Annotated in this window: 20 protein-coding genes; 11 read left to right on the top strand and 9 right to left on the bottom strand. The window is 73.8% G+C overall.

Going from position 1 to position 22,818, the window contains the following annotated elements; translation table 11 throughout:
* Nucleotides 1-116 precede the first annotated feature (116 nt).
* Both JNO44_RS41790 and JNO44_RS41795 read right to left on the bottom strand, forming a co-directional pair.
* On the bottom strand, nucleotides 117-503 hold the full coding sequence (locus tag JNO44_RS41790) for a chorismate mutase (RefSeq protein ID WP_205369145.1): 387 nt from the start codon (nucleotides 501-503) through the stop codon (nucleotides 117-119).
* A 172-nt stretch (nucleotides 504-675) separates the two neighbouring features.
* Entirely contained in the window at nucleotides 676-1,359 is a 684-nt protein-coding gene (locus JNO44_RS41795; RefSeq protein ID WP_205369146.1) for a GntR family transcriptional regulator, read from the bottom strand.
* A gap of 176 nt (nucleotides 1,360-1,535) precedes the next feature.
* On the opposite strand from JNO44_RS41795, the gene fdhD reads away from it, so the two are divergent.
* Entirely contained in the window at nucleotides 1,536-2,411 is an 876-nt protein-coding gene (fdhD, locus tag JNO44_RS41800) for a formate dehydrogenase accessory sulfurtransferase FdhD (RefSeq protein WP_205369147.1), read from the top strand.
* 33 nt (nucleotides 2,412-2,444) lie between these two features.
* Here the strand turns inward: fdhD and JNO44_RS41805 are convergent, their stop codons facing one another.
* The gene (locus JNO44_RS41805; protein ID WP_102925677.1) at nucleotides 2,445-2,888 is read right to left on the bottom strand and encodes a MarR family winged helix-turn-helix transcriptional regulator; all 444 of its coding nucleotides are present in this window, start codon (nucleotides 2,886-2,888) and stop codon (nucleotides 2,445-2,447) included.
* 151 nt (nucleotides 2,889-3,039) lie between these two features.
* Here JNO44_RS41805 and JNO44_RS41810 point away from each other — a divergent pair, with 151 nt between their 5' ends.
* A complete protein-coding gene (locus tag JNO44_RS41810; RefSeq protein WP_205369148.1) occupies nucleotides 3,040-3,981 on the top strand; it encodes a quinone oxidoreductase family protein in 942 nt (313 codons plus the stop codon).
* A 220-nt stretch (nucleotides 3,982-4,201) separates the two neighbouring features.
* Nucleotides 4,202-6,139, top strand: a complete 1,938-nt coding sequence (locus JNO44_RS41815) for a sialidase family protein (protein WP_205369149.1) — start codon at nucleotides 4,202-4,204, stop codon at nucleotides 6,137-6,139.
* Here the strand turns inward: JNO44_RS41815 and JNO44_RS41820 are convergent.
* Nucleotides 6,080-7,222: a bile acid:sodium symporter family protein gene (locus JNO44_RS41820; protein ID WP_205369150.1), complete on the bottom strand. Its 1,143-nt coding sequence runs from the start codon at nucleotides 7,220-7,222 to the stop codon at nucleotides 6,080-6,082. The genes JNO44_RS41815 and JNO44_RS41820 overlap by 60 nt on opposite strands.
* 171 nt (nucleotides 7,223-7,393) lie before the next feature.
* Here JNO44_RS41820 and JNO44_RS41825 point away from each other — a divergent pair, with 171 nt between their 5' ends.
* The 4 genes from JNO44_RS41825 (at nucleotide 7,394) to JNO44_RS41840 (ending at nucleotide 12,536) form a co-directional block, all read left to right on the top strand.
* Entirely contained in the window at nucleotides 7,394-8,257 is an 864-nt protein-coding gene (locus tag JNO44_RS41825) for a LysR family transcriptional regulator (RefSeq protein ID WP_205371408.1), read from the top strand.
* 392 nt (nucleotides 8,258-8,649) lie between these two features.
* Nucleotides 8,650-10,476 (top strand): AMP-dependent synthetase/ligase, encoded by a 1,827-nt coding sequence (locus tag JNO44_RS41830; protein WP_205369151.1) that lies wholly within the window; start codon nucleotides 8,650-8,652, stop codon nucleotides 10,474-10,476.
* 133 nt (nucleotides 10,477-10,609) lie between these two features.
* Nucleotides 10,610-11,443, top strand: coding sequence for an aldo/keto reductase (locus JNO44_RS41835; protein WP_205369152.1), 834 nt, complete (start codon nucleotides 10,610-10,612; stop codon nucleotides 11,441-11,443).
* 307 nt (nucleotides 11,444-11,750) lie between these two features.
* A complete protein-coding gene (locus JNO44_RS41840; protein WP_205369153.1) occupies nucleotides 11,751-12,536 on the top strand; it encodes a VOC family protein in 786 nt (261 codons plus the stop codon).
* A gap of 90 nt (nucleotides 12,537-12,626) precedes the next feature.
* Here the strand turns inward: JNO44_RS41840 and JNO44_RS41845 are convergent, their stop codons facing one another.
* Entirely contained in the window at nucleotides 12,627-13,637 is a 1,011-nt protein-coding gene (locus tag JNO44_RS41845) for a class I SAM-dependent methyltransferase (RefSeq protein ID WP_205369154.1), read from the bottom strand.
* A gap of 131 nt (nucleotides 13,638-13,768) precedes the next feature.
* On the opposite strand from JNO44_RS41845, the gene JNO44_RS41850 reads away from it, so the two are divergent.
* Together JNO44_RS41850 and JNO44_RS41855 are read left to right on the top strand one after the other, a co-directional pair.
* Nucleotides 13,769-14,845 carry a DUF1266 domain-containing protein gene (locus JNO44_RS41850; RefSeq protein ID WP_205369155.1) on the top strand — a complete coding sequence of 359 codons (1,077 nt, stop codon included), beginning with the start codon at nucleotides 13,769-13,771 and terminating at the stop codon, nucleotides 14,843-14,845.
* Between the two features lie 190 nt (nucleotides 14,846-15,035).
* On the top strand, nucleotides 15,036-15,956 hold the full coding sequence (locus tag JNO44_RS41855) for a YihY/virulence factor BrkB family protein (RefSeq protein WP_205369156.1): 921 nt from the start codon (nucleotides 15,036-15,038) through the stop codon (nucleotides 15,954-15,956).
* Nucleotides 15,957-15,999: 43 nt separating this feature from the next.
* Here JNO44_RS41855 and JNO44_RS41860 read toward each other — a convergent pair whose 3' ends face one another.
* A complete protein-coding gene (locus JNO44_RS41860) occupies nucleotides 16,000-16,311 on the bottom strand; it encodes a 4a-hydroxytetrahydrobiopterin dehydratase (RefSeq protein ID WP_205369157.1) in 312 nt (103 codons plus the stop codon).
* A 193-nt stretch (nucleotides 16,312-16,504) separates the two neighbouring features.
* On the opposite strand from JNO44_RS41860, the gene JNO44_RS41865 reads away from it, so the two are divergent.
* Nucleotides 16,505-17,317 (top strand): helix-turn-helix domain-containing protein, encoded by an 813-nt coding sequence (locus tag JNO44_RS41865; protein ID WP_205369158.1) that lies wholly within the window; start codon nucleotides 16,505-16,507, stop codon nucleotides 17,315-17,317.
* Between the two features lie 7 nt (nucleotides 17,318-17,324).
* On the opposite strand, the gene JNO44_RS41870 is transcribed toward JNO44_RS41865, so the two are convergent.
* The 3 genes from JNO44_RS41870 to JNO44_RS41880 form a co-directional block, all read right to left on the bottom strand.
* Nucleotides 17,325-17,726 (bottom strand): nuclear transport factor 2 family protein, encoded by a 402-nt coding sequence (locus JNO44_RS41870; RefSeq protein ID WP_205369159.1) that lies wholly within the window; start codon nucleotides 17,724-17,726, stop codon nucleotides 17,325-17,327.
* A 216-nt stretch (nucleotides 17,727-17,942) separates the two neighbouring features.
* On the bottom strand, nucleotides 17,943-19,382 hold the full coding sequence (locus JNO44_RS41875) for an amino acid permease (RefSeq protein WP_205371409.1): 1,440 nt from the start codon (nucleotides 19,380-19,382) through the stop codon (nucleotides 17,943-17,945).
* A gap of 144 nt (nucleotides 19,383-19,526) precedes the next feature.
* On the bottom strand, nucleotides 19,527-21,620 hold the full coding sequence (locus tag JNO44_RS41880; RefSeq protein ID WP_205369160.1) for a phage holin family protein: 2,094 nt from the start codon (nucleotides 21,618-21,620) through the stop codon (nucleotides 19,527-19,529).
* 351 nt (nucleotides 21,621-21,971) lie between these two features.
* Here JNO44_RS41880 and JNO44_RS41885 point away from each other — a divergent pair, with 351 nt between their 5' ends.
* Nucleotides 21,972-22,772: an MBL fold metallo-hydrolase gene (locus JNO44_RS41885; protein WP_205369161.1), complete on the top strand. Its 801-nt coding sequence runs from the start codon at nucleotides 21,972-21,974 to the stop codon at nucleotides 22,770-22,772.
* Nucleotides 22,773-22,818: the final 46 nt, after the last annotated feature.

A 22,818-nucleotide genomic window follows, 5' to 3' on the forward strand; every position in this document is an offset into this window, starting at 1 on the left:
GCCGGACGCCCCGTTCCTGCCACGGCAGGGACGGGGCGTCCTCCGGTGTCGGGGGCTCCCTGGGAAGCGAATCTCCCGGTTCTCTCCCGGTTCTCTCCCGGTTGTCTCCCCGATGATCAGCCGGCGGTCGTGCGGGACTGCTCGGCCCTCGCCTCGCCACTGGTCACGGCCCGGTCGGCGATGGCGCGGTGGTGCTGGACGACTTCTCCGATGATGAAGTTGAGGAACTTCTCGGCGAACGCCGGGTCCAGGCGGGCGTCTTCGGCCAGGCGGCGCAGACGGGCGATCTGGGCGGCCTCACGGGCCGGGTCGGCGGGCGGCAGGCTGTGCCGGGCCTTGAGTTCGCCGACCTGCTGGGTGCACTTGAACCGCTCGGCGAGCAGGTGCACCAGTGCGGCATCGAGGTTGTCGATGCTGCCGCGCAGATAGAGCAGCCGCTCCCTGGCCGCCTCGTCGGCGACGGAGGCCGCCTCGCCGGCCGCCGGTGCTGTCCCTTCGCTCATGTGCGTCTCGCCGTTTCTGGTCGGGTTCTGGGTGGTTCGTCCGTGATCAGGTGGTGCATGATCGCCTGCACCCTACCCGGCGGTGGGCCGGTCATCTCCGCTGGTCTCGCGGATCGGACGGGAGGTGGGCCGGCGGGGGCCAGGATCGGCCACCCGCGAGGGCGCCGCCGCGTCAGGCGTCCTCGCCGTCGCGTTCGTGGTACGTCCGCCGGGTGTGCTCGGTGTGCGCGCGCATGACGGAGGTGGCGCGGGCCTCGTCGCCGTCGGCGATCGCCGCGATCAGCTCGCGGTGTTCGGTCCAGGACCGCTTGCCGCGCTTGCGTGCGACCGGGGTGTAGTACCAGCGCACCCGCCGTCCGACCTGCGCGGCCAACTCGGCGAGGACGGCGTTCCCGGCCAGCTCGGTGACCTTGGCGTGAAACGCGGCGTTGAGCGCCACCGCGGTCTCCACGTCGTCCTCCTGGACGGCGCGCTCGCCCTGGTCGCAGAGCCGCTCCAGCTCGGCGATGCCGGCCGGGTCGGCGTGGACCGCGGCGAGCCGGGCGGCCTCGGCCTCCAGCAGCGTGCGCACCGTCAGCAGCTGGTCGGCCTCCTCCTCGGTGGGCTCGTGGACGAAGGCGCCCTGGGCGGGGCGCAGATCGACCCAGCCGTCGGTGTCGAGCCGCTGGAGTGCTTCGCGGACCGGCTGGCGGGAGACCCCCAGGTGGCCCGCCAACTCGCTCTCGACCAGGTGCTGGCCGGGGCGGAGCGCGCGGGTGGTGATCAGTTCGAGCAGTGCCTCGTAGACGCGCTCGCGCAACGGGCCGGGGCGTTCGAGCTTGGGCACGGTGCCCTGCGGCAAGCCTCTGGACAGCATCGAGGTCCCCCTCCGTCATTGGCTATCGTCTACAGTCTACCGAGCGTCCCCGCTCCCCCACAGGCCGCCGCGGCGATCCGCCGGCCGGCCACGGTCCGCACCGGCGGCGCCGGACGAACGCCCGTACCGGACAATGGACGGGCCATCACCACAGACAGAACCGGGGCTGATCAGACATGGGACGGGTCACCGAGCGACGCCGCGTCATCCGGATCCGCGACGGCGCGGTGAGCAGCCGGCCGGACACCCTGGTCGCCGAGGAGCCGCTGGAGATCCGGCTGAACGGCAAGCCGCTGGCGATCACCATGCGCACCCCCGGTGACGACTTCGCGCTGGCGGCGGGGTTCCTGGTCAGCGAGGGCGTCCTGGGGAGCGCGGACGAGCTGGCGAACATCGTGTACTGCGCGGGGGCCACGCGCGGCGGAGAAGCCGAGCCCGGGGGCGGCGGCAACAGCTACAACGTCGTGGACGTCCGGCTGGCGGACGGGGTCGTCGTCCCGGACCTCACGCTGGAGCGCAACGTCTACACCACGTCCTCGTGCGGGCTGTGCGGCAAGGCGAGCCTGGACGCGGTGCGGACCACCGCCCGCTGGCGGCTGGACGACGCCCCGGATCCCGCGGTCCGGCTCACCCCGGAGACCCTGGCCGCCCTTCCCGACCGCCTGCGGGCCGCCCAGCGGGTCTTCGACCGGACCGGTGGTCTGCACGCGGCGGGGCTGTTCACCGCGGACGGCGAACTGCTCGACGTCCGCGAGGACGTGGGGCGGCACAACGCGGTGGACAAGATCGTCGGGCGGGCTCTGCAGGACGGGCGACTGCCGCTGTCGTCCGGTGTGCTGATGGTCTCCGGACGGGCCTCGTTCGAGCTGGCGCAGAAGGCGGTGATGGCCGGCATACCCGTGCTGGCCGCGGTCTCCGCGCCGTCCTCGCTTGCCGTCGACCTCGCGGCCGAGACGGGGCTGACGCTGGTCGGCTTCCTGCGCGGGCGGTCGATGAACGTCTACGCGGGCGCGCACCGGCTGGGGCTGGACGCGGCGGCCGCCGCGGGCTGACGCCGCCGGCCTCCCCGCCCCGCTCCCCCTACCTCACTCCCCCGGTGTCACGATCCGGGTCAGCAGTGCGACCAGTTGGGCGCGTTCCTCGTCGCTGAGCGCGGCGGTCAGTTCGGCGTTGGCCGCGTCGCCGAGCCGCTCGGTGCGGCGCAGCCGCCGCTTTCCCTCGGCCGAGATCTCGATGGCGTTCTTCCGCCGGTCCTTGGCGTCGGGGGTGCGGGTGACCAGCCCGTCCTTCTGCAGGTCGTTGACGATCGCGACCATGTCCTTGGGGTCGATGCCGACGGTCCGGCCGAGCTCCGCCTGGGAGACCGGGCCGAGTTCGGCGACGGCGCAGAGCACGGCATGGTGCATCATCCGCATGCCCTCGGCGGCCAGCGCCTCGGCGACCAGCCGGTGCCCGCGGGCGGCGGCGCGACCCAACAGCCAACTGGGGAGGGCGCGGATACGGCTGGGGGCGTAGGGGGTGTCGGCCATGAGGCCACCGTACCCAGGGAACCGTGGGTCCCACCAACGTAAGCACCAGGGAAATACCGTTGGACTTCCCAATGATTTCGTGGTTATCGTTGGGATACCCAATGAAACCGGCCGCGGTGCTCGCGGCGCGTTCCCACGGAGGTGACGGCCCATGCGCCAGGTGCGATTCCACACCTACGGCGGCCCCGAGGTCCTGCGACTGGAGGAGACCGCGGACCCGACGCCGGGACCCGGCGAACTCCTCGTCCGCACCGAGGCGATCGGCGTCAGCCTGCCGGCGGTGCGCCGGGTCCGCGGGGACGGCAAGGGCGGCGGCGATCCTCTGCCCGGCGTCGTCGGCGGCGAGATCGCGGGCGAGGTGATCGCCCTGGGCCCGGGCGTCACCGACTTCGCGATCGGCGACCGGGTCACCTCGATCACCCTCTCCGGCTCCTACGGCGAACTCGCCCTCGCCCCGGCCGCCCTGGCCAGCCGCATCCCCGACGGCGCGAGCGCGGTCGAGGCGGTGGCGCTGGTGCGCGGCGGGCACGTCGCGCTGGCCGCGCTGAGCACCGCGGCGCCGGCCGCCGGCGAGTCCGTGCTGATCACCGGCGCGGCCGGCGGCACCGGCCACCTCGCCGTCCAACTGGCCAAGCTCCGGGGCGTCCCGCGGGTGGTGGCCGCGGTCGGCTCCCCGGCCAAGGCGGAGTTCCTGTACGGGCTGGGCGCCGACGAGGTCGTGACGTACGACCAGGAGTCCTGGGGCGAGCCGGTCGACATCGTGCTGGACGGGGTCGGCGGGGAGCTGCTGCCGCGCGCCCTGGCCGCCGTCGCGCCCGGCGGGCGGCTGATCTTCTTCAACTCCGGCGGCGGCACGGTCCCGGCCTACGAGCTGTTGGCCGGCGCGAAGACCATCACCGGGCTGACCATGCGGCGCTTCGTCGCCGTCCACCCGGAGCTGTACGCACGGCACCGCGCGCAGTTGTGGGAGCTGGCGGGCGACGGCCGGCTGCGGCCCGCGATCCACGCCGAACTGCCGCTGGCGGACGCCGCGAAGGCCCACGAGATCATCGAGGCGCGGGCCAACCTCGGGAAGGTGGTGCTGCGGCCGTGAGACGCCGCGGCCCGGTGGAACGCGGTCGTCCCACCGGCCCCAGGCGGCGCACACGGCGCAGTGCGCCCGGCCCGGGAGAGTGAATTCCGGGTCGGGCGCGGAGAACCGACGCAGGCTCCTTGTCGCACCTCCCGCACGGCAGTAGCTTCCGTCACATCTGCACATAGGACGTTGGATGTCCTGATGACCCGACCCGATGCCTCGAAGGGCAGGCCGGACCATGACGTCAGATCTCCGCGCGCACCCCCGCCTCCGCCGCAGACCGCGGCACCGCCGTGCCCTGGCCGCCGCCGTCGCGCTGGCCGCCACCGCCCTCGCCGCCCTGGCCGCGGCCCCGGCCCGGGCCGCCGCTGACGCCCCTTCAGGCGGCTTCGACCAGCAGGTGCTGTTCAAGGCGGCGCACGAGAAGGGCTACTTCTGCTTCCGTATACCCGCCATCGTGCGGACCGTCCGCGGCACCCTCCTCGCCTTCGCCGAGGGCCGGGTGCACGACTGCGGGGACGCCGGCGACATCGACCTCGTCCTCAAGCGCTCCACCGACGGCGGCCGGACCTGGGGCCCCCTCCAGGTCGTCAACCACGGCGACGGGGACACCCACGGGAACCCGGCGCCCCTGGTGGACCGCCGCACCGGCCGCATCATCCTCGCCGAGACCTACAACAAGGGCCGTACCGACGGCCTCAGTTGCGACGTCCCCTGCGACCGCACCCCGCATCTCCAGTACAGCGACGACGACGGCGCCACCTGGTCCGCACCCCGCGACCTGACCCGCAGCATCCGCCCCCGCCGGTGGAACTCCTGGTACGCCACCGGCCCGGTGCACGGCATCCAGCTCGCCCACGGACGGCACGCCGGGCGGCTGGTCTTCGGCGTCAACGCCGAGAGCCACACAGGCGCCCGGATCACCGCCAACCACGCCGCGCTCGTCCACAGCGACGACGGCGGCACCACCTGGCGGGTGGGCGCACTGGACACCTGGCCGATCGCCCCGGACGGAACCTTTCGGCAGAAGCCGTCCGAGATGACCCTCCTGGAGCGCTCCGACGGCTCGATCTACGTCAACGGCCGCGAACAGGACGGCACCGACCTCGGCAACCGCACCGCCGCGGTGAGCCGGGACGGCGGCGACTCCTTCACCGCGCCGTTCCGCACGATCCCCGACCTCTACACCCCGATGGTGCAGGCGTCCGCGCTGCGGCTGCCGCGCTCGTCCGGCGACGGCGGCCACGGCCGCACCCTGTTGGCCGCGCCGGCCGACCCGGACCGCCGCCGCACCATGACCATCCGCTCCTCGTACGACGAGGGTCGCACCTGGGAGGGCGTGGACCGGGGCGCCCGGGTCAGCGCCGACTGGTCCGGCTACTCCGACCTGGTCGCCGTCTCCCCCACCGTCACCGGTCTGCTCTACGAGGGCGGCACCGCCGACGCCCGGGACGAGATCCGCTTCGCCCGCTTCACCGAGCAGTGGCTCGGACCGCGCCGCGGCCCGGACCCGACCACCCCCGACCGGGCCCCCGGCGCCCGGCCGGCCCTGGTCCTGGGCGGTGCCCGGCTCACCGACGGCCCCTTCGGCCATGCCCTGTCCTTCGACGGCACCGACGACGCCGTCCGCCTCCCCTACCGCGACTCGCTCCCGCTGGGCAGCCGGGACTTCACCTGCACCCTGTGGTTCCGCTACCGCGCCGCCGCCGGCGAGCAGCCGCTGTTGTGGATGGGCGGGGTGGGCAGCCGCTCCCCGCAGGTCGCCCTGGAGGGCGATCCCGCGCACCACCGGATCACCGCGCTCCTCACGGCCGTCGACGGCGCCCGGGCGCCCGCCACCGCCCAGGTCGCCACCGCCGGCGCGCACAACGACGGCGACTGGCACCACCTCGCGCTGCGCCGCACCGGCGGCCGGCTGCTGCTGACCGTCGACGGCACCGCGACGACCTCGGCCGCGGACGTTCCCGGATCGGTCAGCCGCACCTCGGTGTTCGGCGTCCACCTGGGTCAACGGCCGGACGGCCGGGCGCAGTTCACCGGCGCCCTGGCGCAGGTGCGCGTCTACCGCCGGGCGCTCACCGACGCCGAACTCTCCCGGGTCCGCGAGCGCAACGCCTCAGCGGCCGGCCCGCTGGTGCTCGGACTCCCGCTGGACCGGGTCGACGCCGACCGCTGAACCGCCCCGGTCGGGCCCGGAGCCATCGGGCCCGACCGCCGGCGGCGGCTCGGCGTCGGCCCGCGCCGCGTACCGCTTCGCCAGCACCGCGCACACCATCAACTGCATCTGGTGGAACAGCATCAGCGGCAGCACCGCCAACCCGGCCTGGGCACCGAAGAGGACGCTGGCCATCGGCAACCCGGCCGCCAGGCTCTTCTTCGAGCCGGCGAAGGTGATCGCGATCCGGTCGCCGCGCGGGAAGCCGAGCTTCTTCGAGCCGTACGAGGTGACCGTCAGCATGGCCGCCAGCAGCACCGCCTCCACGCCCAGCAGGCACAGCAGCCGCAGCGGGGAGACCTGGTGCCAGATGCCCTGCACCACGCCGGCGCTGAACGCGGCGTACACGACCAGCAGGATCGAGCCGCGGTCGACATACCCGAGGACCTTCTTGTGCCGGGTGAGGAACGCACCCTCCCGTCGCCCGCCACCGCCCTGCCCGACGCGCTGCGCGCGGCCCCCCTTGCTCCACCAGCGCCGCAGCACCTGCCCGGCGACGAACGGGAGCAGCAGCTGGCAGACGATCGAGACCAGGGAGTGCGCGGAGAAGCCGCCGCCGTCGCCGTGCAGCACCAGCCCCGCCAGCAGCGGGGTGACGACGATCCCCACGATGCTGGAGAACGAGCCGGCGCAGATCGCCGCCGCCACATTGCCGCGGGCGATGGAGGTGAAGGCGATGGAGGACTGGACCGTCGAGGGCACCAGGCACAGGAAGAGCAGTCCGGTGTACAGGGCGGGCGGGAGCACGAAGGGCACCAGGAACCGGGCGGCCACACCGAACACCGGGAAGACCACGAACGTGCAGGCCAGCGTGGTCAGGTGGAGGCGCCAGTGGCGCAGTCCATCCATCGCCTCCCGGGTGGAGAGCCGGGCCCCGTAGAGGAAGAAGAGCAGCGCGACGGCTCCGGTGGAGGCGCCGTCCGCGACGGTGGCGGCGGCGCCGCGGGCGGGCACCAGGGCGGCCAGGCCGACCGTACCGAGCAACGCGAGGATGTAACCATCCACGGGGAGCCAGGCGGGCAGGCGGAACACAGGGCGGCGCATGGTCTCTCTTCGGGTTCGACGGCTCACGGGCGGTGGCATGGACGGTGCCCGCTCCAGACTGCCGGGCGGAACGGCAATCGGGAACCCCTCTTACCGTGGTGACTGCCATCATGAAGCACGATGACCATGAGCCACGATGAGCACCGGGAGCACCGTCGGGAGGCGTCGTCCGTGTTCGAACCCGCGCAGTTGCGCACCTTCCTCGCCGTGGCGCAGACGCTGAGCTTCACCCAGGCCGCGCACCGGCTGGGGCTGCGCCAGTCCACGGTGAGCCAGCACGTGCGGAAGCTGGAGGAGGCCGCCGGGCGGCGGCTGTTCGCACGGGACACGCACGCCGTGGACCTCACCGAGGACGGCGAGGCGATGCTGGGGTTCGCGCGCACCATCCTGGAGGCGAACGAGCGGGCGGCGAGCTTCTTCGCCGGGACCCGGCTGCGCGGGCGGCTGCGGTTCGGCGCGTCCGAGGACTTCGTGCTGACCCGCATGCCGGAGGTACTGGAGGGCTTCCGGCGCGACCACCCTGAGGTCGATCTGGAACTGACCGTGGAACTCTCCGGCACCCTGCACGAGCTGCTGGCGGCCGGCCGGCTCGATCTCGTCCTGGCCAAGCGTCGGCCGCAGGGGCCGCAGGGGCGGCTGGTGTGGCGGGACCGGCTGGTGTGGGTGGGCGGCGAGCGGCTGCGGCTGGACCCGCAGCGGCCGGTCCCGCTGGTGGTCTTCCCCCCGCCCGCGGTGACCCGGGCGCGGGCCCTGGAGGTGCTGGAGGGGCAGGGCCGGGAGTGGCGGATCGCCTGCACCAGCGGAAGCCTGAGCGGACTGATCGCGGCGACCCGGGCGGGGCTGGGCGTGATGGCGCACACGCTCGGGATGATCCCGCCGGGCCTGGTGCGGATACCGTCCCGGGCCGGGCTGCCGGAGCTGGGCGGGGTGGACTTCGTCCTGCTGCACGGGGAGCGGGCGGGGGCGGCGCGCGGCCCGGCGGAGGCACTGGCCGAGGCGATCCTGGCGGGCGGCGACCGGCTGCACCTCCCGTAGGCGGCCGTCTCGGTGCCCGAGGAGGCACCCGGAATCCGCCGTACCGCTTGAGCCCGCCGGCGCCGTGCGCCGGGCGGCGCCGGCGGCCTCCGCGGGCCTGCCCGGGATCTCCCGAGAACCTCCCGGGGAACGTCGCGGCACCCCGGAATATGCCTCCGACGTGCTCTGACACCGCGACAGATGCAGAGATTTGGTGCAGATCCAGTCCCGGCACAGTGTTCGTCCAGCGGTGAACCAGTCGAGCAATGTCCACCGTTACCCGAAGTAACCCGATTTCCCGTCCTGGCCGGTTACGGTGGCAGCGCCGTCGCGGCGTGGTAGCGCCCTCCCACCGGCCGTCCCCGTGGGGTACGGTCGCGGCCTTGTGAGAAGCACCACGAGGAGCTGGGTCATTGCGCGAGTTCACCGTCCCTCCTTTGGCGACCGCGCCCCGGGTCGGCGGGCTGGCCGACTCGGTGTACGACAACGCGGAGACCGACCCCGGACGGACCGCTCTGGCGCGTAAGGACGCCGCCGGGCGATGGCGGGACGTCGACGCCGGACAGTTCCGGGACGAGGTGATCGGACTCGCCAAGGGCCTGCTCGCGCAGGGCGTCCGGTTCGGTGACCGGGTCGGCATCATGTCCCGCACCCGCTACGAGTGGACGCTCTTCGACTATGCGCTGTGGTCGATCGGCGCCCAGTCCGTCCCGCTGTACCCCACCTCGTCGGCGGAGCAGGTCTTCTGGATGCTGCACAACGCCGAGGTCTCGGCGTGCCTGGTGGAGCACGAGGACCACGCGATGACCGTCGGCTCGGTCGTCGGCAGACTCCCCCAGCTGCGGAAACTGTGGCAGCTGGACGCCGACCCGGTCGCCGAGCTGACCGCGGCCGGGGCGCACCTCGACGACGAGGTGGTGCACCGGCACCGGATGGCGGTCACCCCGGAGGCCGTCGCGACGATCATCTACACCTCCGGCACCACCGGCCGCCCCAAGGGCTGCGTGATCACCCACGCCAACTTCATGGCCGAGGCCGACAACATCGTGCTGCGGTACGACAAGGTCTTCCGCTCCAAGCCCGGCGACGAGGCGGCCACCCTGCTCTTCCTGCCGCTGGCGCACGTCTTCGGCCGGATGGTGCAGGTCGCGGCGGTCCGCGGCCGGGTCAAGCTCGGCCACCAGCCCGAGCTCTCGGCCCGGGCGCTCCTGCCGGACCTCCAGGCGTTCCGGCCCACCTTCGTCCTGGCGGTGCCCTACATCTTCGAGCGGGTGTTCGCCGCGGCCCGCCGGCGGGCGGAGGCCGAGGGCAAGGTCGGCCCCTTCGACAAGGCCGTCGAGATCGCGGTCCGCTACGCGGAAGGGCTGGAACACAAGGCGTTCGGCACCGGCCCCGGCCCCGGCGCCGGGCTGCGGATGCAGCACCAGGTCTTCGACAAGCTGGTCTACAGCAAGGTCCGCGAGGCGCTGGGCGGCCGGGTGCGGCACGCGATGTCCGGCGGCTCGGCCATGGAGCGCCGGCTGGGCCTGTTCTTCGCCGGCGCCGGCGTACGGATCTTCGAGGGCTACGGCCTGACGGAGAGCACCGCGGCGGCCACCGCGAACCCGCCGGAGCGAACCCGCTTCGGCACCGTCGGCACGCCGGTCCCCGGCACCAGCGTCCACCTGGCCGAGGACGGCGAGGTCTGGCTGCACGGCGGCCAGATCTTCCAGGGCTACCACAACGACCCCAAGGCGACCGACGCGGTGCTGCACGACGGCTGGTTCGCCACCGGGGACCTCGGCGTCCTGGCCGAGGACGGCTATCTGACGATCACCGGCCGGAAGAAGGAGATCCTGGTCACCTCGGGCGGCAAGTCGGTCTCGCCGGTGCCGCTGGAGGAGCGGGTGCGGGCGCACCCGCTGGTCGCCCAGTGCATCGTCGTCGGCAACGACCGCCCGTTCATCGCGGCGCTGGTCACCCTGGACCCGGAGGCGGTCACGCACTGGCTGGCGATGCGCGGCAAGCCGGAGATGCCGCCGCGCGACCTGGTGCGCGACCCCGACCTGGAGACCGAGATCCGGCGCGCCGTGGTCGCCGCGAACACGCTGGTCTCACAGGCCGAGTCGATCCGCACGTTCCGGATACTGGCCAACCAGTTCAGCGAGGAGCACGGCCTGCTGACGCCCTCGCTGAAACTCAAGCGCAAGGCGATCGAGGTGGCGTACGCGGCGGAGGTGGACGCGCTGTACCGGGGGTGAGAGCGGTGGGTCCGCGGGCCGGCCGGACATGACGGTGAACAGGCGGTTTTTCTCGGCGTGCACGGGAATGTCCGGGGACGGATGATCGTTGACGTCCCCGAACACGACAGTCGACGTAAGGATCGAATCCCCCGTGAGCACGGTTCCGTCCATCACGCTCAACAACGACGTCACGATGCCCCAGCTCGGTTTCGGCGTCTGGCAGATCCCCGATGACGAGGCGTTCACCGCCGTCAGCCACGCCCTTGAGGCCGGGTACCGCAGCATCGACACCGCGGCCATCTACGGCAACGAAGAAGGCACCGGCAAGGCCCTCGGTGCCTCTGGCATCGCGCGCGAGGACCTCTTCGTCACCACCAAGCTGTGGAACTCCGAGCAGGGCTACGACTCCACCCTCCGCGCGTTCGACGCCTCGCTCGCGAAGCTGGGGCTGGAGTATGTCGACCTGTACCTGATCCACTGGCCGCTGCCGGCCCGCGACACCTACGTAGACACGTACAAGGCGTTCGAGAAGATCTACTCCGAGGGCCGCGCCAAGGCCATCGGCGTCTCCAACTTCTTCCCCGCCCACCTGGAGCGGCTGCTCGGTGAGACCTCCGTCGTCCCGGCGGTCAACCAGATCGAGCTGCACCCGCAGCTCCAGCAGGCCGAGTCCCGCGCCTTCCACGCCCGGCACGGCATCGCCACCGAAGCCTGGTCGCCGCTGGGCCAGGGCAAGGGGCTGCTGACGGACCCGACGATCGCCAAGATCGCCGACAAGCACGGCAGGACCCCGGCCCAGGTGGTCCTGCGCTGGCACCTCCAGGTCGGCAACGTCGTCATCCCCAAGTCCGCCACCCCCTCGCGGATCCGGGAGAACTTCGACGTCTTCGGCTTCGAGCTGGACGGCGAGGACCTGTCGGCCGTGGCCGGCCTGGACTCCGGCACCCGCCTCGGCCCGGACCCGGCCACGTTCGACGTGGCCTGAGGGCCCGACCGCTCGCGTCACGGCCCGGGCCCGCTGGTCCGGGCGTCGTCCGGGGCACGGCCCGCGGCCGTGTGCGCGGTGCGCCGCGGCGCCGTCCGTCCCCTCGGGGGCGGGCGGCGCCGCCGTATGTCGGGGCGCTTCCCGAGGGGGCCGTTCCGCCGGAGCGCGGGGCGCCGGGCCGCGGCCCCGAGTGGCGGGCTCCGCGGGCGGCGGGAAATGTGGAACGGGGGGGGCGGTCGCGCAGCGGCGCCGGCCGCCGCGGTCGGCTGCCGCTGGGCGGCCACCACTCCGCTCCGAGGAGGCACCGATGCCCGACGTCACCACTCCCTACGCGCCCGGGACGCCCTGCTGGGTCGATCTCGCGGCCCCCGACCAGAAGGCCGCCATCGACTTCTACGCCGGCCTCCTCGGCTGGACCGGGGAGATCGGTCCTCCGGAGACCGGCGGCTATGCCGTCTGCCAGCTGAACGGGAAGCCCGTCGCCGGCATCATGGCCGCCGTCGCGATGGGCGACCAGCCCGCTCCGCCGACCGTCTGGACCACCTATCTGGCCAGCGCCGACGCGGAAGCCAGCCAGCGGGCGGTGGAGTCCGCCGGCGGCACCGTGCTGATGCCCGTGATGGATGTGATGTCCCTGGGCCGGATGTTCATCGCCGCCGATCCGACGGGGGCGGTCTTCGGCGTCTGGCAGCCGGTCGACTTCCCGGGCGCGGGCGTCGTCAACGAGACCGGCGCACTGATCTGGAACGAGCTGAACACCACCGACCGGTCCGCCGCCTCCGCCTTCTACCGGGCCGCCTTCGGCATCGAGTCCACGACGATGGAGGGCGTCGAGCACTACTACGGGCTCCAGGTGGACGGCCGCCACGTGGGCGGCATGCAGCCGATGCCGGAACAACTTCCCGCCGACACGCCCTCCCACTGGCTGACGTACTTCGCGGTGGCGGACGCCGATGCGGCGGTCGCCAAGGTCACCGCGTCCGGCGGCAGCGCGATCATGGAACCGTTCGACATGATCGCCGGCCGGATCGCCATGGTGACCGACCCGCAGGGCGCGGTCTTCGCACTGATCCACCCGAAGGCGATGGAGTGACCCGAAATACTGACGTGCCGTCAATTTAGCTCGTGGCAGCCTTTGTTGACGTGACGCCCTTGGTTGAGGCGTGGTGGGCGGCCGCCATGGCTACTGCTCCTGGGCGCGGGCGGTGTGCACCGTCTGCACGGAGAGCAGGAAGGCGTCCGGGCGGCGGGTGATGCCGGCGGGGTCGTGGGGGTCGACGAGGCGGGTGAGGGTGCTCAGGTCGCCGGGGTCGAGCCGGTCGCCGTACTCCTCCGCGGCGCGGCCGAGGTTGGCCTGGATGTAGCGGCGGACGTCGTCGGCGAGCGGGGCCGGCAGGTCCAGCAGGAAGCTGCGGGTGCGCGGGGTGCGCAGTCCGGCGTTGGCCAGGAAGGCGGGCCAGTCCTCCAGGGTGTCGGTGGTGTCGGGCAGGGCGGCCCGCATCTCGGCGAACCAGTCCTCCGCCGCCGCGTCCAGACGGGCCTGGAGTCCCGGGCGGCCGACGCCGATGTCACGCGGCAGGAAGCGCGGGGCGAGGCCGCCCTCGCAGACCGCGAGCAGGCCGCCGGGACGCAGGTGGCCGGCGAGCGCCGCCACCGCACCGCGCTGGTCGCCGACGTGGTGCAGTGCCTTGCTGGACCAGATGAGGTCGGCGCCGCCGAGCGAGTCCAGGCCGTGCGGGACCTCGGCGCAGTGGGTGTGGATCCGGTCGGCCAGGCCGAGCCGGTCGGCCCGGGCGCGAGCGCGGGCCAGCAGGGCCTCGGTGGCGTCCACCGCGCACACCTCTGCGTCCGGGAAGGCCCGCGCCAACAGGCAGCTGACGACCCCGGGGCCGCTGCCGACGTCCAGGATGCGGCGGACGGTCGGTGCGCGGGACCCGGCGCCGGGTGCCGGGGCCCCCGATGCCCCGCCCGCCCCGCCCTCGGGGCCCTCCGGGGCGAGCAGTGCGCGGAGCCAGGCGGCGGCCTGCTCGTACAGCGGGGTCTGGATCTCGGCGCCCCGTTCCAGGAACGGGCCGAGCACCTCCCAGTCGATGGCGCCGCCGTGGTCGGCCCCGGTGTGGGCGTGCCTGCCGGGGGAACCGGGCCGCGGGCCGGGCGAAGGCTCCCCTGGCACGGGGCGGTCGTCACTGCTCATGGCATCGAGCCTCCGATACGGGGTGGGCGCCGGCAAGCGGCGGGGCCGGTCCGGCGGCCCCGGCACGGCCCCTGGTTCGGACCGGGGGCGGGGTCACCGTAGGGTCTTGGCCTGTGGGTACTCCGGGATGGATGCCGCCGACGGAGACCGAGCGGCGGCTGTATGAGGCAACGGCACGTGGGGACGGGGACGGACAGGTCGCGGCGATCGCCGGCGAGGACCTGTATCTGGCGGTGCCGCAGCAGGGGCAGGAACCACTGCCCGTCTACGACGATCCGACGGCGGGCGGTAAGTGCATTCCCGTGCTGACGCGCGGCATGCTGCCGCCGTGGGAACCGCAGCGGTTTTTCGACCGGGTCTCGATCGAGGAGCTGGCGCAGGACTGGCCCAACGACAAGTGGCGGCTGGCGATCAACCCGGGCACGCCGTTCGCCGCGTACCTGCCCGCCTCGCCGGCCCACCGCGCGGCCTGGCTGCGGGTCCGGGCGCAGGTCGGGGTCCGGCCGGGCGGGCTGCTGGTCACCTCCTACGTGGGGCCGCTGCACGGTCCGGTGGCGCAGGGGCTGGCCTGTGGCGCGCCGCTCGCGGTGCACCACAGCGTGCCGTGGAACGAGCTGGGCACGGCGTTCCTGGACTACTCGGAGGACGCCGAGACGCTGCGCGCGCAGTGGTCGGTGGCCGATCCGGTGAGCTGGCAGCAGCGGTTCGACCAGCTGCTCGACGGGCAGTTCGTACCAGCGGAGACGGAGACGGCGCTGCGCGCCCGGGCCACGGCGTCCGGCGGGGAGTCCGGTGGCACGTCCGAGGACGGGTCCCCCGCCGGGGCCGGTGACGGTGCGCCCACCGCGGTTCCGGAGCTGGTGGACCGGTACGAGGAACGGTTCCGGACGGACGGGCTGCTGCCGGCCGACGGCCGGGTGGTGTCGCTGGTCGCACTGGACCTGGCGCACGCGGTGGGCCTGGTCCGCTGGGGCCTGGGCGCGCGGCTGTGCGCGCCGCCGCAGGCGGAGCAGGCGGTGATGCGGGTGGCGGCGCGGGCGCAGGAGGTCTACGGCTCGTGGGAGGAGTTCGCCGCGGGCTACGCGCTCGGGCGGGCACTGGCGTACGACAACGGCTGGTTCGGGCCGGCCTACGCCGAGACGGCGCACCTCCACCGGGTGCTGACGCAGGACCCGGCGTCCCCCTGGCGGGGCCTGTCGTTCGGCTGACGGGCCCGTGGCTCCGCCCCCGGGCGGGCCGGTCACCCGCCCCTCGCGGACGCCGGCCGCGCCGGGGCATGATGCAGCCCGGGGACCGGGACGATGCCGGACCAGTACGGCACAGGGGACGGATACGACATGGGCGGGAGCGGTATGCGGAGCGTCGCGCGGCGATGGGCCAGGACGGCGGGGGTCCGGCATGGAGGCTGAGACCGCATCGTCCGTGGCCCCGGCGCGGACCGGGCCGGAGCGTCCGCCCCGCCGCCGGGTCTGGCAGCGGTACCGCACGGCGCTGCGCCGTACACCGCTGTCCGTCTGGCACGACGACCTGACGGACTACGCAGCGAGCCTGACGTACTACTCGGTACTGGCGCTGCTTCCGTCGGCGATCGTCACCATCTCACTGATCGGGCTCGCCGACCCGGCCGGCACCGAGCAGCTGATCAACCACCTCAGTTCGATCGCGCCGGCCGAGTCGGGGGCGACGGTCCGGCACGCGCTGGTGGTGATGGCGCACCAACGGACGGCCGCCTGGGTGGTGGTCGGTGGTGCGGCGGTCAGCGCGCTGTGGTCGTCGTGCAGCTATCTGGCGGTGTTCCGGCGGGCACTGCACGCCATGCACCGGACGAAGGACGACCGGCCGCCGTGGCGGAAGGCGCCGCGGATCCTGGTGACCGCGCTGCTGCTGATGGCGCTGCTGATCTGCAGTGCGGTGGCGCTGCTGGTGAGCGGGCCGGTGGCGACCGCGCTGGGCCGGGCGCTGGGGTTCGGCGAGGCGGGCGAGACACTGTGGAACCTGCTCCAGTGGCCGTTGCTGCTGGTGCTGGCGACCGTGCTGGCGATGGTGCTGTTCCGGTCGGGGCCGCCGAGTTCGCGCGGGGTACGGCGGGCCGGGCCGGGCGGGGTGCTGGCGGTGCTGCTGTGGCTGGTGGCGTCGGCGGGCTTCGCCTTCTACGCCTCGTACGTCGGCACCTTCAACCGGCTGTACGGCTCGCTGGCCGGCCCGGTGGTGTTCCTGATCTGGTTGTGGTTCTCCAATCTGTCGCTGCTGTCCGGGGCGCAGTTCAACGTGGAGCTGGCGCGCGCCGGGCGGGTCATCCGACCGCGCCGCCCGAGCTGACGTCGTACCGGGCCGACTCCGGAACGGGCGACGGCGGGGCCGGTCAGCGGGCGCCGTGCGCCGCGGCGATCTCCTCGACGCGGCGGGCCAGGCCGAAGTCGAGATGGGTGACCCGGCCGCCGACGCTGTGGGTGTTGACCGAGACGCCGAGGTGGTTGTAGCCCAGGGTCAGCTCGGCGTGGTGGCCCAACTCCTCCTGGATCTGGGAGATGTGCACGACCATCGCGGCGGCCTGGAAGTGCCGGTCGAAGCGGTAGCGGCGGTGCAGGTGGTCGCCCTCGACGGTCCAGCCCGGCAGTTCGATGAGGCGGTCCGCGATCTCCGCGTCGTCGAGTGGTGCCACCTGTGCGTTCATCGCGCTCGCCTTCCCGCCGGGTACCGGTCGCCGCCGCTGGGCGCGGCGGTCCCAGCCTGTCACGTCGGGGCGGTCGCGCGCCCGTCCACGCGGGGCGAATGGGGACGGCCGGTGCGGCCAGGGCCCGTCCGGGCCACCGCGAACCCAGAAGTTACCGTAGGTAATACCTGGCCGGTCGGCTAGCGTCCCCGGCATGACGACTGCCACGGCGTCCGCGCCGGAAACCACGGGTGTCGGCACCCTGTTGCGAGAATGGCGGGACCGGCGCCGCATAAGCCAGCTGGAACTGGCGCTGCGCGCCGACTCCTCCGCCCGCCACATCAGCTTCATCGAGACCGGCCGCGCCCGCCCGAGCCAGGAGATGGTGCTGCGACTGGCCGAGCACCTCGACATACCCGTCCGGGAGCGCAACGCCCTGCTGATCTCGGCCGGTTACGCCCCCGCCTTCCCGGAGACCCCGCTGGACGACCCGTCGATGTCCGAGCTCCGGGCCGGCATGGACCGGCTGCTGGCGGGCTACGAGCCGTACCCCGCCCTGGTGGTCGACGGGATGTACCGCGTGCTGGCGGCCAACCGGGGCGTCGAGGTGCTGCTGGACGGCGTCGATCCGGAACTGCTCAGGCCGCCGATGAACGCCATGCGGATCACGCTCCACCCACGCGGCATGGCCCCTCGCATCCGCAACTTCCTGGAGTGGCGGGAACACCTCTTCGCCCAGCTGGACCGGCAGTTGGCGCTGATGCGGTCCGCACCGCTGCGCGCACTGCACGACGAGCTCCGCTCCTACCCGCTGCCGGCCGCCGGGCGGGAGGCCGCGCCCCCGGGCGACCACCCGCCGTTCGCCCTGCCGCTGGTGATCGAGCACCGCGGCACGGTGCTCTCCTTCCTCTCCACCATCGCCACCTTCAACACGCCGATGGATGTGACCGTTTCGGAGCTGGCGCTGGAGGCGTTCCTGCCCGCGGACCCCGAAACGGCCGAGCATCTGCGCAAAGCGGCGGAGTGAGGGCGGCTCACCTCGCCGGTACGCGGTCCAGGAAGCCGAGCACCGACCGGATCCGACCGTCCTCGGCCAGCCGCACCACGTCGAAGCCGGCGACCGGCGCCGACCCGTCCGGCGCGACCAGCTCCCAGCCGAACCGGGCGATGTCGTGGTGACCGTCCACCACACCCAGCGGCCGGAACGCGAAACCCGGGAACTGCTGGTGCGCGCCGGCGATCGCCGCCGCCAGCCCGTCGCGCCCGGCGACCTCGGCCAGCGGGTCGGTGTAGGTGGCGTCCTCGGTGAACGCCGCGGCGACGGCCTTGGCCCGGGCGCCCTCCTCGGTGGCGTTCCACGCCGCCAGGTACCGCTCGGCGGCGGCCGCGTGGTCGACGGTCCGCTCGGCGGCGCCCTGCTGCACGTTCTGCGACATCGCGAACTCCTCGTGGTATCCGTCGCGGCGGCCGGTGGGGCCCGGGCCGCCAGGTGACTGACGGTTCGTCAGCAACAGTTCACGGGCCGGAGTGCGCCGGCCCGTGAACCGATGCCTCGACTCTGCCGGAGCGGCGGACGAGGGTCGATTACGCGCAAGGTAATGCCCCCGGTCGCAGCGAGGCGGCCGGGGGCATCGGGGTCGGCGGGCGGGCGGCTAGCTCGCCGCGGGGACGGGGGGCACCGCCGCGTCCGCCGAAGCGTTCCCGGCCGCCTCCACAGAAGCGGTCCCGGCGCCCTGGGCACCCTCCGTCGCGTCCTCCGTCGCGTCCTGGGACACGGCCGGCCGGCGCCCGCGGCGGGCCGCCATCAGCGCGTACACCAGGATCCCGGCGAACAGGAACAGCACGCCCTGGTAGATCGCCGCGTAGCCGGCGCCCGCCACCAGCCAGAAGGTGAAGCCGAAGGCGAGCACCGCGAGGGTCAGGTCGCGGGCGAAGCGGGCCGGGCGGACCTTGTCGCGGCGGCCGGAGAGCAGGAAGTAGATCTGGGCGCCGGCGGCCAGCAGGTAGGGGACGGTGGCCGAGAAGGTGGTGATCAGGACCAGGATCTCGAAGACGCCGCCGGTGCCGAGGAAGTAGTTGATCACGGTCAGGGCGGAGGCCAGCACGGCGGCGGCCAGCACGCCGAAGGTCGGCACCCCGCGCCGCTTGGTGAGGAAGGCCGCCGGGAAGAGGCCGTCCTTGGCGGCGGCGTACGGGGACTGGGCGCTCATCAGCGTCCAGCCGTTGAGCGCGCCGATGATGGAGATCACTGCGGCGGCCGCGATGACCGTGCCGCCCCAGTGGCCGCCGAACATCGCGTCCACCGCGTCGGAGAACGGCGCCTTCGAATTGACCAGCTTGTCGTGGGCGACGGTGCCGAACACCGACAGGGTGCCCAGCAGGTAGACGACGGCGGCACCGATGGTGCCCAGCACGGTGGCCCGACCGACGTTGCGCTCGGGGTCGCGGACCTCGCCGGCACTCATCGCGGCGGACTCCACGCCCACGTAGCTGTAGAGGAGGATCGCGGCCGCCGCGGACAGCCCGCCCAGGGTGCTGCCGCCGCCCTCGTGGAACGCCCCGAGCTTGTGCGGGTCGAAGAAGAACAGCCCCACGACCGCGATGAACAGCAGCGGCACGAACTTCAGCACCGTGGAGACCATCTGGACGGCACCGACGTACCGGGTGCCCGCGAAGTTGGCGAGCGCCGGCAGCCACAGCGCGCCCAGCGCCACCATCAGATCGACGCCCCGGGACGCGTGGCCGGGGAAGAGCACATGGACGTAGCCGACGGCGGCCACCGCCAGCGCGGCGTTGCTGACCCAGGTCATCGTCCAGTACGACCAGGCGGAGAGGAAGCCGGCGAAGTCGCCGAACGCCTCGCGCGCGTAGACGTAGGGCCCGCCGGTGTCCGGATGGCGCTCGGCGAGCCGCCCGAAGACCAGGGCCAGGGCGATCGCCCCGAGGGTGAGGACGCCGAAGGCGACCAGACTGACGGTGCCGAAGGGGGCGACCGAAGCCGGCAGCAGGAAGATTCCGCCGCCGATGATGTTCCCCATCACCAGGGCGGTAGCGGTCCCCAGACCGAAACGGCGGGTGTGCCGGTCGTGCATGGCGTGGTGGGCCCTCTCGTCGTGCGCGGTGCACCCGGGATTGCCGGGCCAGGACATGGTGGGCGACCGGAGGGCCCCCGCAAAATCACCGGTTTTTGTCCCGCCAGGGGTCAGGCGACCGGAAAAACCTTCGGGCTGCCCGGCCTAGCGCCGCAGGTCGTCCGCCTGCGGCCCGAGCCGCCCGTACGGCTCCTGTGCCCCCGGGCCGACGGGCGGTTGCGGACCGTCCGCCTCCCGCAGCCAGCGTCGCAGCACCTGGTGGACCTGCTCGGCGCCGGTCAGCGGTGTCCCGTCCGGGACCGGCGGGGACAGCTCCGCGGGCCACAGGAGGAAGGGCCGGCTCTGCGGGCCGCCCAGCCCGCCGTGCGAGCCGATCTGCTCCTCGAAGGCGTGCACCGCACCGGTCGCCGGATCACCGGCGGAATTGATCATGAGGTCGGCGACGTGCGGGAACCGGTCGGTGCGGCGGACCGCTTCGGCCGCACCGGGCCCGAAGGGCGCCAGCGGGTCCGCGCCCACGACCCGTCCGGTGTCGAGGTGGTGCTCGCCGCCGTCCGGGCCCAGCACCACCGCACCGTGCGCGACCGAGCGGACCAGGACGAAGCCGATGCCCGGGTGACCGGCGAGGGTGTCCAGCAGCGCCGGGTGGCGGCGGTCCAGCTCCTCACGGGTGATCCGGTCGGGGACGTCCGGGAACGAGACCAGGCCGAGGTTGCCGGAGGCCAGCACGACCGGCTGCGCGCCGGGCCGGTCCGCGTCCGCCGTCCCCTCCGGCCGGCCCAGCGCCGCCCGCGCCGCCTCCCGGGCCTCGGCGCCGCTGACGGTGCGCCCGGCCCGCCGCCGGACCGGCAGCCCGCACCCGGCGCGGACCAGGTCGCTCAAGGTCAGCCCGTAGCGGTCCCGGAAGGTCGCGCCGGGGCTCTGGCCGTGGTCGGAGAGCAGCACGATGCGGTACGGCCGGGGCGCGTACCGGCCGGCCTCGGCGATCAGCTCGATGCAGCGGTCGAGGCGGCGCAGCACCTGGCGGGTGTCGCGGTGCACGGGCCCCGAGTGGTGCGCCACCTCGTCGTAGGCGACCAGGTCGGCGTAGACCGCGGTGCGGCCGGCCAGCATGTCGCCGAGCACCGCGGCGACCACCACATCGCGCTCGACGACGGTGGCGAAGGCCCGGATGACCGGGTAGAGGCCGCCCCGCCTGACCCGTGGCCGCTCGCGGCGGCAGCGGCTGCGCAGCGCCTGGCCGATCTCCCGCAGGACCTCGGCGACGAAGGAGACCGCGGTCCGGGTGGCGTTGGCCGGGTCGGAGAAGTAGGCGAAGTAGCCGGCCCGCGAGCGGTTGTACCGGCCCCGCCGGGCGGCCACCGACATCACCAGGGCGACTTGGCCGGCGCCGCCGCTGAAGAGGTTGCCGCGGCTGGCGCCGTCGTGGGCCAGCAGCCCGCCGTCGCCGGTGCGCGCGACGGCCCGGCGCTGGAGTTCGGCGGCGCTGCTGGGCCGGTTGCTGACGATGAGGTCTCCGGTCTCCTTCTCGTACCAGCGGAAGGCGGGCAGGTCCTCGTTGCTGCCGTGCAGGATGGCGAGCTGGCTGGCGCCGGTCTGGCTGGACCAGTCGGTGCGCCACGGGGCGAGCCGGTGACTGGTGCCGATCCATTGGGCGAGGGTCGGCATCAGCGGGCGCTCGCCGCGGGTCGCCTCCCGCAGCACCTCATGGCCGACGCCGTCGAGCTGCAGGAAGACCGTCCCGGGCGTGGCCGGCCCGCGGTCCGCGCCGGCCCGCCTCCCCCGCCGGCCGGCCAGCCGCACCAGCCGACGCCGGTACGCCTCGTCGTTGCGCACCGCCAGGAAGGTCGAGGTCGCCGAGGACGCCGCCGACATCACGGCCGCCACGATCACCGCGGTCTCCGGCGTGGTCTGCCCCCGCCCCGCCGGGACCACGTCCAACGCGACCAGCAGCAACGACCCGTTGAGGAAGAACACCAGCAGCCCCAGCACCAACGCCGGCACCAGCAGCAGCGCGCGCACCAGCAGCGGCCACACCAGGGCGCTGAGCAGGCCGAACGCGCCGGCGGCCAGCGCCGCGGTGAGTGCGGTGCGGGTGAGGCTCTCGCCGCCGACGGCCTGCAGTCGGAAGTCGGGCAGCACCGCGGCCAGGGCGAGCAGGGTCAGGCTGGAGACCGCCCAGACGGCCAGCACCCTCAGGAGGGCGCCGCCGAGGGCCTTCCACCGCGCGGTCCGCACGCCGTCCCGTCCTCCCCGCTCGGGCCCGCCGCACCAGCCGGGCGGGCATTCCGGCCAAGGGTGTCATCAAAGCGGGCGGGTGTCATAAAGCGGGCGCGGAGCGCGGGCGGGGATGGTGGGCGGGGAGAGTGGACGGGGCAGGGGGGCAGGGGGCAGGGCATGTGCCCGGCGCTCGCTGCACGCGTCCCCGGGACCTGCCTGCGGGGCGGATGAGGGAGGATCGGTAACGATCGGAACGGGTACGCGGCAGGACGGTTGGACGATGAGCGCCCCTGCCCGGCCCGGGCAGGGCGTCGCGGCCGGAGCGCCCCGGTCGGGCGATGCCCGGCCGGGCAAGGAGGTGGACCGAGCATGTCGGTGAAAGTCACCTGGTGGGGACATGCCACGGTGACCGTCGAGGACTCCGGGGTGCGGGTGCTGACCGACCCGCTGTTCGTCGCCCGGCTCGCCCACCTGCGGCGCCGCCGCGGCGCACTGCCACCCCCCGAGGCGGCCCACGCGGACGCGGTCCTGATCTCCCATCTGCACGCCGACCATCTGCACCCGGCCTCGCTGGCCCGGCTCGCGCCCGGGACCCGGCTGATCGTGCCGTACGGCGCGCCGGCCGCCGTACCGGGACTGCGCCGGGTGGCCGCGGCCAGGGGCCTGCCGGTGAGCGAGCTGCGGCCGGGCCAGGAGTGCCGGATCGGACCGCCCGGGGACGCCGCCGCCCTGACCGTCCGCGCGGTGCCGGCCGCCCACGACGGCCGTCGACTCCCCTGCGGACCGCACCGCGTCCCCGCCCTCGGCTACGTCATCAGTGGCACGGCCCGCACCTACTTCGCCGGCGACACCGGGCTGTTCCCGGAGCTGCCGGACGAGGTCGGGCCGTGCGAAGTGGCGCTGCTGCCGGTGGGCGGCTGGGGACCGTTCCTCGGCCATGGCCACCTCGACGCCCGGCGGGCCGCGGTGGCGGCGGCCCGCCTGGCACCGTGCAGCGCGGTACCGGTCCACTACGGCACGTACTGGCCGATCGGTCTGGACGCCGTCCGGCCCCACGAGTTCCACGCGCCGGGTCAGGAGTTCGAGCGACAGGCCGGGCTCCTCGCGCCGAAGGTCGCCGTGCACCGGCTCGGGCACGGCGAGTCGGTGCACCCGAGGACCACCCGGTGATGCCCACGGGTCCCCGCCGGCCGGCACGACCATCAACGGCACGGCC

This window comes from Streptomyces noursei, from assembly GCF_016917755.1.
Taxonomy (GTDB): Bacteria; Actinomycetota; Actinomycetes; order Streptomycetales; family Streptomycetaceae; genus Streptomyces; species Streptomyces yunnanensis.